The sequence below is a fragment of the Floridaenema aerugineum BLCC-F46 genome, assembly GCF_041929345.1.
In the GTDB taxonomy this organism is placed as follows: Bacteria; Cyanobacteriota; Cyanobacteriia; order Cyanobacteriales; family Aerosakkonemataceae; genus Floridanema; species Floridanema aerugineum.
Map to the genome: position 1 here is coordinate 60,549 of NZ_JBHFNQ010000064.1, position 15,874 is coordinate 76,422.

Below are 15,874 nucleotides of genomic sequence, written 5' to 3' on the forward strand. Positions count from 1 at the left end.
AAACGAGTTTAGCTATGTTTAGGAAAGCTACAACTCAGAACTAGCACTTAACAACTTAGTGCTAGTGAAACATAGATAAATAAAATATGGCGCTAATAAACAGTATTTTAGATAGGTCTGTACCAGGTGTTTACGTCACAGAAGATACTTTTGGGGCGTTTCCGGCTGGTATTGCTACCCATAGCACAGTTTATATGCTTGGGTTTAGCTCTAAAGTAGATGCCCCGGTAGGTGTCCCGGCGCTTGTCCAGTCTACAGATGACTTTTATAACCAGTTTGGTACTTCAGCCTCTACTAACAGTGTGGCGTTATTCTTTGCTCAACGCTCTGGTTTAGGTTTGTACTTTGTAAACGTTGCAACTAAAGCTACTCGTACCTTTACCGTAGCTACAGCAACACCTGATGAAGACTACACTATCACGGTAGACAGCCCCGGCTATGATGTCACCTACAGAGCAGTTACAGGCGATACCCCTGATAGTATCGTGAGAAACCTGATAGACCTGGTTAATAAAAATGCTAGTCACGTTATGACAGCTAGACGGACTGGGGACGCTACAGGCGAGTTACGTTTTGCCAGTGGTTTAGCGTCTGTGGCATCAGCTAATATTGCTCTGGGTACTATTCAGGCTAAACCCAGTTATCCGGTAGTTTGGGACGTGGTAGACACCATTAACTCAGCTTTTGAGCCGGAAATGAAACAAGGCTTTATCATTGCTCCTGAGTTTTTCCAAAACTTTACCAGTATGGCAGATCGAAACGTACTGGCTAATACAATGGAGTCTTTAGCATCCGACCCTAGCTATTATTGGGTTGCGATCGCAGACTGTGGGCAAGATGTAGCCACCCAGACAACCTCAGCAGGTGCGGTTAACTTAGCCATTCAGGAAAGAAACGGGTTACAGTCTCCTAGAGGTCACTTGGCTTTTTACTTTCCTTATTGGGTAGATGCCAGAGATAACTTAGTCCCGATGAGTGCGTCTGTTGTTGGGGTAGCTTTACGGCGCTATCGTGACCAAGGTTTCAGAGAACCCCCGGCTGGTACAGCTTTTCCGGTTTATGGAGTAAAAGACATCAGTTACAAGGTAACAGACAAGATCCAAAGCTCCTTAAACCCTGTGGGCGTTAACTGCGGTAGACATCTGTCAGCAGGACGGGGAAGGGTGATCTACGGCGCTAGAACTGTCAGCACTAACCCCTATTACCGCTTTGTCAGCACTAGAGTTATCATGAACGTTTTAGCTGGATCGCTACGTGGGGCTTTTGACTCGATCATCTTTAGCTCAGTAGATGGTTTAGGGGTGCTTTTCGGTCGCATCAAGCAAACTGCTGTACAGTTTTGTGAAAGGTTGCGCTTGGCTGGTGCTTTATTTGGTGCTACTCCTGACGATGCCTACCTTTGCATCTGTGACCTGACCAATAACCCCGCTATTGACTTAGAAAACGGTCAAGTTAACTTAGATGTTTTAGCCAAACCATCACCAGTAATGGAGGTACTAAACATCAGACTATCAAGGGTTTCCCTTGGTACTGTACTTGCTGAGGTTGCTTCATCGGGCGATCGTTCTCCAATTAACAACCCCGAAGTTAACCCTCAGTCTGCTAAGTCTTCCCAACCTGCAACAGCTAACCCTAGCGGCGGTGGTGCAACAATAAGTCGATAGCTTCTTATTATGCTGGTTGACAATAAAGGTTGACCAGTATTGCTATTTATCTAGATATTTGGATATTTTTACCGCAACCAAATAGCAAGATTCTTACAAAGGGATTTACTGAAATTATTTGCTTGAAATTGCCAATATTTATACACATAAAGTACTAAACAACTTTCTGAAATATCAGTTTATTGTAGCCAAATTATAGCAGGTTAAATAATCCAATGGCTGAAGCGCTCGGCGTTCGATTGTATAAAAGTTACAAAAAGTTTAATGTTATTCTGGCGAGGACGCATAGACACATCGTTAATAATTGCATAAATAGGTAGAAGTAGAACCTATATAACTATTTAGAGGAGTTTAAACACCAAACTCCTTAGACAACGTTGGACATAACCTCCCGGATCACAAATGGAGAATGAGCTATGGATATTAAAATATTAAATAATTCTTGATTTTTGGATATGTGCCGTCTTATAGTTGTGTAATCTTTAGGAAAAATAACCATTGACAAGTGTATTTACTAAGCAGTTACTTTCTGGACAACATTCTTTTCATGAGAGAAATAATAGATAGGTTTGTGACAGCCAACTTCTGTATTATCAGGGTCAAATTTTAATTAACCTTTATCGGAGGAGCATAATGGCTTCAGATAAAAAGGATACCAGCAATTTCGACCACAGCCTCTTTATAAACCAACTAATCATCGACTTTTATCTTATCAAGAATAAGCTTCTTTACCCCTAAAGGCATAATCAAAAGAAGAATAAGGATCTAGCGATGATTCTTTTAAAGAGAGAAGGCTACAAGGAGGAAATATATCCTAATGGTAAACCTAACAGTTAGACTTTTTAAGTTTGCTTTCAAAATTCCACTTAGGAAGGGGTAAAAAGCAAATGAAAGCAATATCATTTGATGGGGTATTAGTACCAGTCCAAACAAACAGAAACCCCCCTCCTGGTGGAGGATTTGTACTAATTGTTCTTTGGATTGGAGGAAATATTACTGTTAATCTTCTTAATAATAGTCTTAATCTTCTAAATGTAGCAATTAATTCTTATAAACCAGGATATTCTTACAACCCAGGATATTCTTATAATCCAACATATTCTGCTCCAGGTGAGCTACAAGATAATTTTCGTGCTGTCGCTCCAGGAGATCCTGATGCTCCCGTCGCTCCAGAAATTTCTGCTCCTCCTCCTAATCCTAACTTAACGCCTCGTGATTATTGTCCTCACAACAATAAAGGGGAACCTGACTGTCAAGTAACTAAAAAACAGGCTCACATAATCTACTTAGCTGTTCATAATTCTATTTTATCAGAATTGAATACATCTTCTAATACTGAGACAAAACGCTTGATTGATATAGGAAGAAAAACAGCTGAGCAAAAGGCTCGATCTTTAGGTATTACTTTAGCTACTACATCGGGAGTCGGGGCAATGATATATTATAACAACGCTAAGGCAGTGGAAAACCTTGGAGACAACTCTACCAATTATACAATCAAAAATTACAGTAACTCACAAAAATAGCTTGATTTATTTTAGTCCATAAAAATTGAAATCAGTATTAATTATGAACCAGCCTTTTGATCCTAATAATTCATCTAACCCATCAGTTTTTGATCCTCAACTGCATCGTGAAACACAAAATGCAGTAGAAGAATATCGGAAAGCAGTTAAAGAGGAGATATCTAAAGGATATGAATCTAGGGAACGTAATATTTCTCGAACCCGTTGTGATATTTTAGAAGAAAGAGCTAATGAACTAAAAATACCAAAAGATAAAGCTGACATTATAAAAGATGAAGAATTAAAACCTTATCAAGATATTCAAAAAAATTTTCAAAAATTTAAACTAAGATTAAGAGAAGTTTATAAAGATGATATAGATAATATCAGCGATAAAAAACGGCATGAGTTAAAAGAGCTAAAAGAAGCGTTAAAACTTCCAGATCAAGCATTAGCATTAGCTCATCTTAGTTTAGGACAGGACTTACGCAAAGAAGATAAACTAGAGCAAGCACTTAAGCAGGTCAAAGAAGCAATTCGTATTGGAGATCAACTACCAGAAGCTTTTATAGAGAAAGGAGCTATACTACAACAACAAGGAATGAAATTAACAAACATATTGCAAATCTCGCAAAAACGTAGCTTAATAAAGGAAGCTATAGAGAGTTATGAAAAGGCTCAAAAGATATGTGAACAAGTAGATAAAAAGGAGCAATCAAATAAGATAAAATTGTTAATTAAAGAAATTAAAAAAATCTATAACGATAATTTATTAATAAATTTTGTGCAAATGCTCTTAGAGATGCTTTTTGTACCCAAACTAACCAAAAACTCTTTAGAATTTTCTTCTCAAAAAGATATTCAAGAGGTCATAAACCGAAACAGCGATGAAATATTATCAAAAGATAAAGAACTTAAAAAAGCTAGAGAGGAAAAAATGATGGCAGAACGTCCTAATATTAATAATTACGATTTAACAAATGCAAAAATAGGTGCATTGGCTACAACAGGAGGTTATGCTAGCGGCGTTTTCTATGACCAGTCGGCAAATATTGACTATTCATCAAAGCAGAATTTGGCTGAAGTTGCTGTAGAGATTCAGCAGTCCATAGCTCAACTGCAATCACACGGTGATAGTCTAGAGGTTGCTAGAGAAAAAATTGCCAAAGATTTGGCGAAGCAAGCACAAATTAACCCAATTCTTAAAGAAAGGCTGATTAGATGGAGAGATTCTTTAGATTATGCTGCTACTAACGCTTTGCTTGGTGAAGAAACTGTGGAGGTATTTAAGTTATTTTTGAAGTTAGTAGATAAACTCGTGAACTAAAAAAAAAAAGCGCCTCTTTTCCAATTTAATTCAAAACTAAAGAAGAAATAAATACATCAGGAAAAGCCATCATTTTAGCAAATATAAGGATGAAACCATGTCAGAACAATTAGGAAGTTCTAATAATTACAACCTTCAGAGTGCAAAAATAGCTGCTTTTGCGGGAACTGGAGGTCATGCAAGTGGCATTTTCAATGATTATTCTGCAAATTCCAATCTATCTCAAGCAGCAGCAGAAATTCAGCAACTTCTAAACCAGTTGTCGGCAACTAATTCGACCACAACCACTACTGAAAAAATGGCGATTGTTGCTAAGGTGGCTGACACAATAGATAAAAATCAGGGTTTGAAGCAAAAGGTTATTGCTGTATTGGAAGCAGGAGATACAGAAGTGTTAAAGCAGGCAATTAACCATCCACTAGCTAAAAATCTTATACCAATTTTTGAGGAATGGACAGAAGCAGCACAGTAAGTGACTTCTTGTTTTAAGTAATAATAATAGCCAAATTTGGTAGTTAATTAACAATCAAATCTACCTGCATCGGAGAACTAAACTATGTCCAACGCCTCTAATAATGAATACAATCTACAAGGTGCAAAAGTTGCTGCTTTTGCTGGAACTGAAGGACAAGCAAGTGGCACTTTTAACGATTATTCATCCACCAATCCAACAGCCGAAACCGAAACCTCTAGCACTCCAAAAACCAGAAAAATTCTCATATTAGCTGCCAACCCCACAACAACTAAACCCCTGCGTTTAGATGAAGAAGTTCGAGAAATAGACTCAGTATTGCAAAAAGCCAAAAAACGCGAACAATTCCAAATCAAGCAACATTGGGCTGTGCGAGTCCGAGATGTATCTCATGCCCTTTTAGACGAAAAACCCCAAATAGTTCATTTCTCAGGTCATGGAGCCGGAGAGGACGGTTTAGTGCTAGAAAATGAAACCGGACAAATAACATTTGTCAACGCAGAAGCATTAGCCGGACTATTTGAATTATTCGCCAATCATATTGAATGCGTCGTCCTCAATGCCTGTTATTCGGAAGTGCAAGCCAAGGCAATAGTTAACTATATTCCTTATGTGATTGGCATGAATAAAGAGATTGGTGATAAAGCAGCAATTGAGTTTGCAGTAGCTTTTTATGACGCTTTAGGCGCTGGTGAAACAATAGATTTTGCTTACCAAGTCGGTTGTAATGCTATTCGCATGGCTGGCATCGCAGAACATTTAACTCCCAAACTGTTGAAAAAAGAGTAAGTCAGTATTTAGAGTTATTTTGGCTTTTCAGTTTCCCAACCCGAAATAGTTGTTCTTCTGTTTTACAGGTATACATAACTAGTAAACCTGTGCTAACATAAAGAGACAAGGCAAGGGATAAGACAAAAGACATTAACTATGGAAACCGAAGTTATTAACCAACAGGCAGAAGCGATCGATCGGACTGAGGTAGAAGAAGATCGACACGCTGAGGCGATCGCTGCTTTAGTATTTCCCACTGAAATAGAACCACAGCTTAAACTGCAAAAATACAAATGCCCCGTATGCCGTCAGGCTATCCAGCAAGGTCAACGGCTAGAAACAGACACAACAGAAGAAGGGCATATCTTAGGCGTGTTACATGAAGGCTGCAAAGAAGCGGTTGACGTTTATCGGACACTGGACAATAAAGCAGGTATCGCTAACTATCTGAAAAAGACAGAACCTACTGATAACTACCCCCCGGCTCAACTGGTAACTCTCAACGAATGGTTAGAGTCTGAAGGTTTAAACTTGGACAAGTCCGAAAAGCATCGGTTAGCGGCGGCGGTGTCCAAAAAGTATCAGGAAGAGACAGGTTTAAAACCTAGAACTGTTATTCGTACCATTGCATCTGGAAAGTTTGCTAACAAGGCAAAAGGCTATAGACCCGAACATTTAGACATCTTGAAAAAAGCTTATGCTGAAATAACCAGTTAACTAGTTTTTTGACAATAACTTATTAAAAAACCCTTGGATAGTTCCAGGGGTTTTATGTTTGGTATTTCTAGTTTGTAAACCAGTATACTAGTTTGTATTATTGATAAGTCCAAGTATTAAAAACAATCTCAAACTCAAGCATTGACATATTATTACCCATGCGATCGGTTTCGGGAAAGTTAGCCCCCGCAAACTGGCACTCGTTCAGAATAAAAGTACCTGCTCCATCGATCGGTTTACCTTGTAAGTCAACTGTTACAGGTTGAATACTAACGTTAAAAGTTTCTCCCCCTTCTGCTACTTGCTTTCTATAAAACTCAATAAGAGCCTTATCTTTTGCCGGATCGAAAGGTTTAGATAAGGTCACATTTTCACGACTGGTAAAGCCTAAATGTTTGTAAGTAGTACCTGTAACCCCATCGTTATAGTCTACAGAGTCCCTACGTTCTCTGGGAGACGTACATCTAGTAAAATAACCCTCTTGACCAGCCATTGTTACCAAATATTGCTTCTGGTAGGTCGGTTTTAAGTTGCTAGGCATTAATGTATAAAGTTCTTTCTTTACGTCATCACTAAGCTGTAGGTTTACTAAGAGCTTTACAGAGTAGTTTTAGGAAAGTTTTTTAAACATATTGATACTTTTTACAGCAATGGATAAACCCAAATATTTAGCAGATGAAAAAGGGAACATTAATATAGTTTTGCCAGTATCAGGTGTTAACGTTAGCCTCAGACCGCCAAAAGGTAAAGACCTTGCTGCGATCGAAAAAGCATCAAAAACAGAAGACATAACCAATGTCGAGATCATGGCTTCTACCATTGCTCTTTTAGCCTCACCCAAGATGTCTAAAGATGAAGCTTTAGAGTTAGATGGAGAAGACTTAATAGAACTAGGGCAAGCGTTGAGCTTTTTTCGAGTTCTCGGTAGAAATAGCCAGTAAAACTAACGAAGTCTACTACACCTTAGAAGGTCGTAGGTTTACTCTATATGAACTTAAAAAAGCCTTGATAGCGTCCTGTGGCGGTAAACTCACATCAGCCTACCTCAACATCTGGAATAAAGAGCTATGGCAGATCGTAGAAGTTATTGAGATAATAAACGAACTTCATGAAGAAGCTAACTTAACGGAGGAAAATATAGAAGACTGGATAAAGTAACTTTTAAAGCCTAGTACACTGGTTTACATACTTTGTTGACATAGTTAGGCTAAAGAAAGTCTCAGCAGGATGTAAAGCAATGGCTACAGCAACAGCGATCGACATCAATGGTTTGGATATCAAAGACATTTGCGTTTGTGGGCAAGACATCGACATCGATCATATTTCCGATATCTACTGGGATGGAAAATATGACGGTGTGAGCTATTGGGACGCGCTTGAAATGTTCATTTACCTGATGGATGGTACAGAGATCGCCGTCCATTCTTTCGACTTAGATCCTGATGCTGAGAAAGCTTTAGCCGCTTGGGTAGGTGTGTAGTTTTTAATATCCTTGGTTTTGCAAGATGCCCCGGTTTTACTGGGGTTTTTCTTTTGTTAGACTATTGACTTTATTATTTTATATGTTGACCCACTATGTTAACTAGTATTATAATAAGGGCATAACCAAGGACACCAAGACATTAACTAAAGCTATGGCGATAGATAACTTACTGTTGCATCAGTACCTTAACCTGCACAGTATCAAAGCTATTAACTGGCAAGGTAAACCAAAAACACCTTTTAACTTTATCTGTGGTTTTTTCTACCCACTTTGGAAAGATGAAGAAATACCCGATGATACCAACACAGAAGAGTTTTACCTTACTGAGGATGAGTGGGAAGAGGTTGATATGTTGTTAGGCGATGAAGAAGATGATCTAGAGGATATCGATCCCGATCTAGATCTCTGGTAAAAGCTTCTCGTTTTACTGGTTAACATAGCAATTTAACTAGTAAAAACTTAAGTCATAACTAAAAACTTAAACCCATGACCGCAACAACAACCCATAAACATAACCCAGACTGGACAGTAGTAGAACTGGAAGACGGGACGGTATTACAGCTAGACCAAATAACCGAAGTATCCTGGTTATTTCAAAGCAAAGGTTTACCGTTTCATAAAGCCCCTGGTATTTCTATCGATATGGAAAGCGGGGAAGAGTACTGGCTACCTATTTTCAATGTTTCCAGCGACTTAGAAGAAGCTCTAGGGGACTGGCTAGTAGTTTAACTTAGCTAGTTGACATAGCTATTTAACATAATCTCAGAACATAACCAAGACATTAACCAAAGGACTTAAAGCAATGACAACCGTAACCAGTAATGAGCATTACAACCTTACCGAAAACCCGATCGCAGAAAGCGACATTAAAGATATTGACTGGGAGGATAGCGATCGGTTTTGGGTTGATGTAGAAGTTTTTCAAGTGACCTTAAAGGATGGAACCAAGTTAACTATCGATACCAAAGAAGTATCAGACGCAGTACAAAAGGCTATCTGTGACTGGTTATTTAATAACTTTGAGCCTGTACCGGATACTTTAGACCCTTGCGAGTGGGAACTAGAAAATGAGTTACCTTTTGAGGATGAGTATCTAGATATTGATGTATTAGCTCAAGCGGATATTAGAGCAGAAGTGGCTAAAGATCTATATGAGCAATACATCGACACTTTAACCGCTTATTAACCACAGCTTAACAGTTTAAAAACATCTCTTAATAGACAACAAAACCTAGAACTGATAAAGGTTCTAGGTTATTTCTATTAATACATTTAAAACCAATCTGTAGAGCTTAGTTTTTAACCCCTGGTCTTATATTTTCTGACCTTTAGAAGCTGGTAAACCTACAGTTGACGGATCAACACTGTTGCCAGATGGATCTCTGACTTCCCAATGCAAGTGGCTGCCCGTTCCGATCCCAGTGTTACCAGATAAGCCGATCTGCTGTCCCCTGGTTACTGGTTGACCTACTCTAGCGCCTAAGCTGTTTAAGTGAGCATAGCGAGTTGTCCAGCCGTTAGAGTGTTCAATAATGATAATGTTTCCATAGCCTGACTGTACCCCTGAGAACTTAACCACACCATCGGCTGAGGCGTGTACGGGCGTGTTCATCGGTGTCCCGATATCAGTACCATGATGAAACTTTGTTTGTCCTGTAACAGGGTGTCTCGATCGCAAATGTCTAGTATCTGTTACTGAGTAGCCAGTTACCGGATACTGAAAGCCTTTAGGAGCATTTAAAGTCTGAGTTGCCCCGGTTGTCTGAGTATTTCCGGGCGTATTCCCCGCGCTACCGCTTGACAGACTCGGTACATCAGCACCAATAACCTCAATAGGACTGTAACAGTTAATATCTGTGGTTCCATCGCCTAAGTTATGGGTTACAGAGTCCACTAACCAGATCCGAGATAAAACCCCTGGTAGTCCGGTAGTTCTGACAGCATCCAACGGCTCAAGACCTAAGACAGCTTGATCGGAAACGACAGTAAACCGACTGGGTAAACCTTGGACGCGCTTAACTCTGCCTTTCTGCTGACTGGCGATCGCATCTTGCCCCGGCGCTAAAGTACCTGTTGCCTCTTCCTGTTTCTTACCTGTACTAGCCTTGTCTTTTGCCGGATCGACTTCTGGCTTAACCTGCTTAAACTGTCCTGTCAGTATATCAAGCTCTACCTTAGCGTCCTGTTGTACTAACGATGAGCTTTGGTCATCCTTCAGCTTGTCTAGTGCTAAGTCCTGAATAACATAGCCGATCAGGTTACTACCAGGGCTGATAACTATCTGCTTATCCTGAATGTTTCTCAAGCTTTTGATAGTTATTACTAAGTTTTGCTCAGAAACAAATAAGCCGTTTTGTTCAGCCTCTCTTTTTAGTAGGGCATAGTCAGAGATACCAGTCTGATCGATGAAGGTGTACTGCGGATCGAAGTCTGCTAACCATTCCAGTTTTGCCCCGTGTGCTTTGGCTATTTTCTCAGCCAGTTGTTTAAGCGATAGGTTTTTCTCGGTTTTGTTGCGATCGCGTCGAGATAGCACCCATCTAATACCTTGCCCGTTGATCTTGGTCATTCCTTGATCGTCGGTTTCAGTTCCTTGGTGGTAAAACTCCCAGTTGTAGCCTTCTGCTGAGATAGTCAGCTTAGAACCTTTGTATACCTCAGAAGTAGCTAAAGGATCTTGAGTAGTACTATTTGCAGGTTGACCAGTTTGTTTATCCTCAGTTTTCTTAGGCTCAATAGTAGTTTTGTTAATAGGAGCAGGGTTTAAAGGTGTTTGCTTGGCTGTACTCATGAGGCGATCGATCTGGCTGTAGTATTCATTAGCCCATGCTTGGTACTTGCCAACCTGATCGGCTCTAATGCCGTTTACAGTCCTTCTTGCGTTGTAAAAGTCTCGTTTTTCCCCGTTTACGTAGGTTCCCAACTTAGCACCCGTTATCGTGCCGTTTTTCATGCCGTAGACCATCGTAAATAAGGCAATATCCGGGCGTGTGGCTTGATCGGGATCGGCTACCAAGTCCGTACCAGTAAGCTTAGAAAACCTTTGATAGTTTCCCTTACCTGTGATCTGCACAAGACCACGACCGCGATACTTTACCCCGTCCCCCGGTGAAGTATTCCCCAGATCTCGCCTACCTTCGTATGCACTACCGGAAGCGTTCTCTACCATGTCCCTACCCATGCTAGACTCGCCTTTTGCAGTTGCGAGAATATAGGCGATCTGACCTTTATCTGTTACCCCTTGCCTCAGACATTCCCTGACGATCAACTGTTCCCACTCAGCATCCGACTTTGGGGCATTACTCCAGATAACCTCACTATTACTACTAGTCCCCTGCTTTTGGTAGTTACCAGGCTGTACTGTAACCAGTTGAGTCCCATCGGCTGTAGTACCAGCGACCCCTGATGTAGTGCCAGAACTACCAGGCAGAGCAGCTATACCCCCGGCTGCTAGAGTATGCTTGATCATTGCGGCTGCAATACTGCCTGTAGGATCGGCAATAGTTACCTGACAACTACTAGACTTTTCTTGCTGTCCAAGGGTGACAGAAGCATCTAATATTTCTCTGCCTGTTTCCCAGACTTGCGGAAAACCTTCTAAGGTGACTGTTATCTTAAATGCCATTAAAAATAAACCTGACTAGTAACCAAAACTAAGCTGTTAAAGTTGAGTACAAATACTTGCTTTTATATGTTGACAAAGCAGGTTAACAAGGGTTATCTTTAAAGAGTCAGAGGTAATAACATTGCTTTAACGACAGACCAACCGTTAAGGCAGTAAACAAAACCTTTGAACGCTGTTTAGTTTATGTGAGTAAAAACCATCCGACTGCTAGGTTTTACTTAGTATGGGATGAAGGGAAGAAGGGCGTAAGCAACGGCTATTTTCGGATAGCTCCCTAGAACAGAGGGCAAGTACCAACAGCTAAGACTGAAAGGATAGACTTTCGGGGAGTAGGTAAACCCAACTCGTAAGAGGTAGAGCAGGGATGCCATAAGCCTACCGTAGCGGCACGTTAGACCGAAGACGGACTGATCTGTAGTGAAGTAGTAAACACCTCAAAGTATAAGAAGCCTAGAGTAGTCCTACCACTTACACGATCTTCTACGATCCCCGTTCTGACTGCTAGTTGAACAGCACTAGATGAACTTCCGAGATAAACGATCGGGCATGGTTAACTGAGGTTATCCAGACTAAAAACCCTTTTGGTTGTATAAGGTAGCACTGGCTCAGTAAGTGATATAAACTGAGTGTACATCAAGAATGTATTGCTAAAAAGTGAGTGCTATTCACGCCACAAGGTAGGTATAGAAAGCTTGACGTTAACGGCTATACCTAACTTATTTAAGGGTTTAATAAATGAATGATGGGCAAAAAGCATGGTCTGAAGGAAGACCAGTATTTTATCGTTTGCCTGAGAAAAACTACCAGGATAACGAAGTAGCTGACGCTTTAACTAGTTGGACTGATAGCAAGCTGGTTGAGAAAAAGGAACAGCTAGAAAACTTTTATAAATATTTAGACCCTGATACTTGTCCAGATCATTTACTGGACTATTTAGCGTTTTTGGTGGGAATGTCTGGTAACTATTGGGACGTAAAATGGTCTGCTAAAGTTAAACGGGACTTTATTAGATATGCTCATGTTTTCCTTTGGCGTACCAAGGGGACTTTAGCCTGCATCAAAAAAGTTTTAGACATTCATGAGTTAGAGTATGATATCTGGTCAAAAGCTAGACTTTATCTGACTTTTAAGATGGGTGTTAATGCCAAAATGTACGAGTCGGAAAGGTTGCGGCTGGTGGTCAGAGTGCCTTTTAAGTATCCCAGACAAAGGGAAAACTGGAAAGAAGTCGAAAGAAGTTTAAGGAACTATGCCCCGGCTGTTGTAGAGACTAAAGTTAGTTATCCTTACTTCAATATGGGTACTAGTCGCATAGGTGATCTGATGTTTGAAAAGCCTGTTTAATAAGTTTACTTGGTAGTTCTAGAAGTTAAAAAGAACTACTTAAATGACTCAAGTATTATGCGATCTTTATGACTCTAGTGGTCAGCCTTTAAATGGTGCTATTAGGGTAACTTTAGACTATTCTGTAGGCAACCAAGGAACGGGCAAAATGTTCGTTTCTGTTCCTGTCGAAGTTCCTTTAGTTAATGGACAAGCAACATTAAACTTAGAACAGACAGAAGGTTCTAAAGTTAGTTACTTATTTGAAATATTACAGAATACCGAAGTAAATGAAACTGCTGAGGATGGCACTATCACAACTAAAACTGTTTTGGTTGCTGTAGGAGAGCCTTTTCATGCTGTTGTACCAGACTCAGGTACACCGATCCGCTTAACTGACTTGATGCCTACTGGGATAACTAGGGATGCTTTAGCGGCTGCGATCGTTACCATCACTCGACGGCTCTACAATGAGACTATGTTCTGGTCAGCACTTCAAGAGCAAATATTTAGGTCTAAAGGCGAGTATCAGGCCGATCGTCAGTATCGTTTAGGTGATGTAGTCAGTTATGCAGGATCGAGTTATTTTTGCCGTTCTGCGATCGCTGTTTCTGGGGTAACGCCTACTAGTCCCTCTACAGTTTGGCAGTTGCTTGCTCATAAAGGTGACACAGGAGCAGGCACAACTGGGGTAGATCTTCCCTATGACGCTACTCAATGGGATGGGCGGATCGATGCTCCTAGCATGAATGCACTGAGGGATATTATCGAAACTTTAGCCAGAAAAACTGATATCCCAAGCGATCGCGCTCCCATCAATAGTCCTAGTTTCTCTGGACTTCCTACTGTACCATCTCCCCCGGCTGGTAATAGCTCTGGACTGATCGCTAACACGGGATGGGTACAAGGGGAACTAGCACCTTTAAAAAATGCCCCGGCTCCTGTAACTATCCCGATCGGTACTATCATTGCTTTTGCTGGTACTACGATCCCGGCTAAATGGCTGAGGTGTGACGGAAGTATGATCGATAAGACCAAGTACGCTCAACTTTATAGTGCGATCGGTACTACTTACGGTTATGACTCAGACTATCCGCAGTATTTTAAAATACCAGACCTCAGAGGAAAGACCACTATAGGACGTAACTACAGCGAAACTATCACGGGCAACCCTTGGACTGCTTACGTTTCAGACTCTTGGGCAACTACTTTAGGTGGTGTTGGCGGTGCGGCAACTGTGACCTTAACTACTAACGAAATGCCTGCACATAACCATACATTAGAGATGTGTTTGGCTTATAACTACAGCTATGCTAGTAATACTTACCCCGCCAAAGGTAGTAATAGCGGATACTATGACCTTTATCTATATGCTGGTGGGTACTCGTATCTCAACTATTGTGATAGTTCCTACGGTTACTGGCATCGCAGCACTTTAAGCCCGTTCCTTAGATCTCTCAATACTGGTAATGGTGCAGCACATAATAATGTTCAGCCAAGCATAGTCTTAAACTACATCATCTATGCAGGAGTTTAAGACATTTTAGTAGTAGTTAAAAGTTTAAAAAGTTACTACTAAAAATGGCTTTATATCCTGATACCCCATTTTCTGAGGGTGATGCTTGGACACCTGACCTTGCTTATTTAGCTTTTCATCAGATCTTTGACGATCAACCTCAATATTTAGGGCATCATTACCGGATACGAGATGATGAGCTATCTAACGATCCGAGTGCTATTAAACCTCGTTTCAATGCGATCGAAAAAGCTCTACAAGTATCGAAAGTAGCTGGTCTGACGCTGGCTTATAATGCAGGCTCGGTTATTCTGCCTGATGGTACTTCTTTTGCGGTTGCGGCTGGTCAGTTAGTAGCGCCAGATAATAAAACTAGTTATGTGTATGTTGACACTGATGGCACTGTAAAGATCTCAGATAACCCACCAGTTTTATTGATGCGACTTGCCAAGGTGGTCACGTCAGGCGGTGCTATTTCTCAGGTGGTTGACTTACGCTCTTTGGCAGTCAAGTATATTATGCCAAGAGTCTCATCTATCAAGGTTTTTGGTGGTTCTAACGTAACCGACAAAGAATGTACCAACGGGGAAACTTTCGATCAAGGTTTGTACTATTACCGAAACTTTACTGTTCCGGCTGGTGTAACCATCACTATCGATAAATGGGCAAAGTTTTACTGCTCTGGTTACGTGCGTATTGATGGGACTGTCAACGTTACACCTTTTGCCCCCGGTGCTTCTTCCTATGGTACTCCTGTTAATGGTTATGGTGCTTTTGGTGGTGTAGCTGGTCACGGTGCGGGTTCTGCAAGTGCTACAGGAGCAGGATCGAATAACTGGACTTTTACTTATGGTTATGGTGGGCAAGCTTACGGATCGGGCGGTACTGGTGGTTATGTTATCGGTTCCCCTGTTGGCTCTACCTCTAATACTGGAACGATGGTTACTGCTCCTGGTGGTGAAGGCGGTGGTGGTTTCTGGGTAGAGGCTGCTTTAGATATCGTGGTGAACGGTGGTATTTTTGCCAACGGTAATACGGGCGGCTCTCCTAAAGTGGTAGCTGGTGGTTACGGTCGTGGTTCTGGTGGTGGTGGTGGATCGGGTGGTCTAGTTTTACTCAGTAGCCTATCAAAGATCGTGGTTTCTCCTTCTGCAACTGTTTCTGTAAAGGGCGGTAATGGTGGTGATGGTTATGCGCTGTTAGCTTCTGGGGACTCTAACAGCGCGGCTGGTGGTGGTGGTGGTGGTGGTGGGTATGTAGTTCTCATTAGTCCAGATAACAACGTATCAGGCGCAAATATTTTGCTTAGTGGTGGTGTGACTGGTCAAGCTTCGGCTGGTGGTTATCCTAAGACTTTAGGTGGTGGTTTTGGCGCTGGTTTTGGCGGTGCGGGTAGTCGTGTTGATGGTACACCCGGACAAAACGGAAAACTTATTTTAAGACCTTTTATTCCTATTGGGAGTTAATAGAA

The 15,874-nt window shown here is 41.1% G+C and carries 16 protein-coding genes; 14 read left to right on the plus strand and 2 right to left on the minus strand.

The features are described 5' to 3' along the window. The first annotated feature begins 86 nt into the window (after positions 1 to 86). From ACE1CC_RS08130 to ACE1CC_RS08155, 6 genes are all read left to right on the plus strand, one after another. Complete coding sequence (locus tag ACE1CC_RS08130) at positions 87 to 1,664, plus strand: hypothetical protein (RefSeq protein WP_413269968.1); 1,578 nt, start codon at positions 87 to 89, stop codon at positions 1,662 to 1,664. Positions 1,665 to 2,551: 887 nt separating this feature from the next. Continuing rightward, positions 2,552 to 3,190, plus strand: a complete 639-nt coding sequence (locus ACE1CC_RS08135) for a hypothetical protein (RefSeq protein WP_413269969.1) — start codon at positions 2,552 to 2,554, stop codon at positions 3,188 to 3,190. A 43-nt stretch (positions 3,191 to 3,233) separates the two neighbouring features. After that, a complete protein-coding gene (locus ACE1CC_RS08140) occupies positions 3,234 to 4,496 on the plus strand; it encodes a hypothetical protein (protein ID WP_413269970.1) in 1,263 nt (420 codons plus the stop codon). A gap of 97 nt (positions 4,497 to 4,593) precedes the next feature. Then, on the plus strand, positions 4,594 to 4,968 hold the full coding sequence (locus ACE1CC_RS08145) for a hypothetical protein (protein ID WP_413269971.1): 375 nt from the start codon (positions 4,594 to 4,596) through the stop codon (positions 4,966 to 4,968). 84 nt (positions 4,969 to 5,052) lie between these two features. After that, positions 5,053 to 5,757, plus strand: a complete 705-nt coding sequence (locus ACE1CC_RS08150) for a CHAT domain-containing protein (RefSeq protein WP_413269972.1) — start codon at positions 5,053 to 5,055, stop codon at positions 5,755 to 5,757. Positions 5,758 to 5,895: 138 nt separating this feature from the next. Beyond that, a complete protein-coding gene (locus ACE1CC_RS08155; protein WP_413269973.1) occupies positions 5,896 to 6,456 on the plus strand; it encodes a hypothetical protein in 561 nt (186 codons plus the stop codon). Positions 6,457 to 6,553: 97 nt separating this feature from the next. On the opposite strand, the gene ACE1CC_RS08160 is transcribed toward ACE1CC_RS08155, so the two are convergent. Beyond that, positions 6,554 to 6,949 carry a hypothetical protein gene (locus ACE1CC_RS08160; RefSeq protein WP_413259824.1) on the minus strand — a complete coding sequence of 132 codons (396 nt, stop codon included), beginning with the start codon at positions 6,947 to 6,949 and terminating at the stop codon, positions 6,554 to 6,556. Positions 6,950 to 7,106: 157 nt separating this feature from the next. Here ACE1CC_RS08160 and ACE1CC_RS08165 point away from each other — a divergent pair, with 157 nt between their 5' ends. From ACE1CC_RS08165 to ACE1CC_RS08185, 5 genes are all read left to right on the plus strand, one after another. Further along, positions 7,107 to 7,397 (plus strand): hypothetical protein, encoded by a 291-nt coding sequence (locus ACE1CC_RS08165; RefSeq protein ID WP_413269974.1) that lies wholly within the window; start codon positions 7,107 to 7,109, stop codon positions 7,395 to 7,397. Positions 7,398 to 7,693: 296 nt separating this feature from the next. Continuing rightward, a complete protein-coding gene (locus ACE1CC_RS08170; RefSeq protein ID WP_413269975.1) occupies positions 7,694 to 7,936 on the plus strand; it encodes a hypothetical protein in 243 nt (80 codons plus the stop codon). Between the two features lie 154 nt (positions 7,937 to 8,090). After that, positions 8,091 to 8,351 (plus strand): hypothetical protein, encoded by a 261-nt coding sequence (locus tag ACE1CC_RS08175; protein ID WP_413269976.1) that lies wholly within the window; start codon positions 8,091 to 8,093, stop codon positions 8,349 to 8,351. 74 nt (positions 8,352 to 8,425) lie between these two features. Beyond that, a complete protein-coding gene (locus ACE1CC_RS08180; RefSeq protein ID WP_413269977.1) occupies positions 8,426 to 8,668 on the plus strand; it encodes a hypothetical protein in 243 nt (80 codons plus the stop codon). A gap of 73 nt (positions 8,669 to 8,741) precedes the next feature. Continuing rightward, complete coding sequence (locus ACE1CC_RS08185) at positions 8,742 to 9,125, plus strand: hypothetical protein (protein WP_413269978.1); 384 nt, start codon at positions 8,742 to 8,744, stop codon at positions 9,123 to 9,125. Positions 9,126 to 9,251: 126 nt separating this feature from the next. Here the strand turns inward: ACE1CC_RS08185 and ACE1CC_RS08190 are convergent, their stop codons facing one another. Further along, positions 9,252 to 11,564, minus strand: coding sequence for a peptidoglycan DD-metalloendopeptidase family protein (locus tag ACE1CC_RS08190; protein WP_413269979.1), 2,313 nt, complete (start codon positions 11,562 to 11,564; stop codon positions 9,252 to 9,254). A gap of 735 nt (positions 11,565 to 12,299) precedes the next feature. Here ACE1CC_RS08190 and ACE1CC_RS08195 point away from each other — a divergent pair. The 3 genes from ACE1CC_RS08195 to ACE1CC_RS08205 are packed head-to-tail and all read left to right on the plus strand — an operon-like array spanning position 12,300 to position 15,869. Further along, positions 12,300 to 12,908 (plus strand): phage tail protein I, encoded by a 609-nt coding sequence (locus tag ACE1CC_RS08195; RefSeq protein WP_413269980.1) that lies wholly within the window; start codon positions 12,300 to 12,302, stop codon positions 12,906 to 12,908. A 43-nt stretch (positions 12,909 to 12,951) separates the two neighbouring features. Continuing rightward, the gene (locus ACE1CC_RS08200) at positions 12,952 to 14,424 is read left to right on the plus strand and encodes a phage tail protein (protein WP_413269981.1); all 1,473 of its coding nucleotides are present in this window, start codon (positions 12,952 to 12,954) and stop codon (positions 14,422 to 14,424) included. Between the two features lie 44 nt (positions 14,425 to 14,468). Further along, positions 14,469 to 15,869: a hypothetical protein gene (locus ACE1CC_RS08205; RefSeq protein WP_413269982.1), complete on the plus strand. Its 1,401-nt coding sequence runs from the start codon at positions 14,469 to 14,471 to the stop codon at positions 15,867 to 15,869. Positions 15,870 to 15,874 lie beyond the last annotated feature (5 nt).

Coding starts and splice junctions, on each gene's coding strand:
- ACE1CC_RS08180 (WP_413269977.1), top strand. CDS start 8,426: ATGACCGCAACAACAACCCATAAACATAACCCAGACTGGACAGTAGTA.
- ACE1CC_RS08155 (WP_413269973.1), top strand. CDS start 5,896: ATGGAAACCGAAGTTATTAACCAACAGGCAGAAGCGATCGATCGGACT.
- ACE1CC_RS08185 (WP_413269978.1), top strand. CDS start 8,742: ATGACAACCGTAACCAGTAATGAGCATTACAACCTTACCGAAAACCCG.
- ACE1CC_RS08135 (WP_413269969.1), top strand. CDS start 2,552: ATGAAAGCAATATCATTTGATGGGGTATTAGTACCAGTCCAAACAAAC.
- ACE1CC_RS08140 (WP_413269970.1), top strand. CDS start 3,234: ATGAACCAGCCTTTTGATCCTAATAATTCATCTAACCCATCAGTTTTT.
- ACE1CC_RS08145 (WP_413269971.1), top strand. CDS start 4,594: ATGTCAGAACAATTAGGAAGTTCTAATAATTACAACCTTCAGAGTGCA.
- ACE1CC_RS08205 (WP_413269982.1), top strand. CDS start 14,469: ATGGCTTTATATCCTGATACCCCATTTTCTGAGGGTGATGCTTGGACA.
- ACE1CC_RS08175 (WP_413269976.1), top strand. CDS start 8,091: ATGGCGATAGATAACTTACTGTTGCATCAGTACCTTAACCTGCACAGT.
- ACE1CC_RS08150 (WP_413269972.1), top strand. CDS start 5,053: ATGTCCAACGCCTCTAATAATGAATACAATCTACAAGGTGCAAAAGTT.
- ACE1CC_RS08195 (WP_413269980.1), top strand. CDS start 12,300: ATGAATGATGGGCAAAAAGCATGGTCTGAAGGAAGACCAGTATTTTAT.
- ACE1CC_RS08130 (WP_413269968.1), top strand. CDS start 87: ATGGCGCTAATAAACAGTATTTTAGATAGGTCTGTACCAGGTGTTTAC.
- ACE1CC_RS08165 (WP_413269974.1), top strand. CDS start 7,107: ATGGATAAACCCAAATATTTAGCAGATGAAAAAGGGAACATTAATATA.
- ACE1CC_RS08200 (WP_413269981.1), top strand. CDS start 12,952: ATGACTCAAGTATTATGCGATCTTTATGACTCTAGTGGTCAGCCTTTA.
- ACE1CC_RS08170 (WP_413269975.1), top strand. CDS start 7,694: ATGGCTACAGCAACAGCGATCGACATCAATGGTTTGGATATCAAAGAC.
- ACE1CC_RS08160 (WP_413259824.1), bottom strand. CDS start 6,949: ATGGCTGGTCAAGAGGGTTATTTTACTAGATGTACGTCTCCCAGAGAA.
- ACE1CC_RS08190 (WP_413269979.1), bottom strand. CDS start 11,564: ATGGCATTTAAGATAACAGTCACCTTAGAAGGTTTTCCGCAAGTCTGG.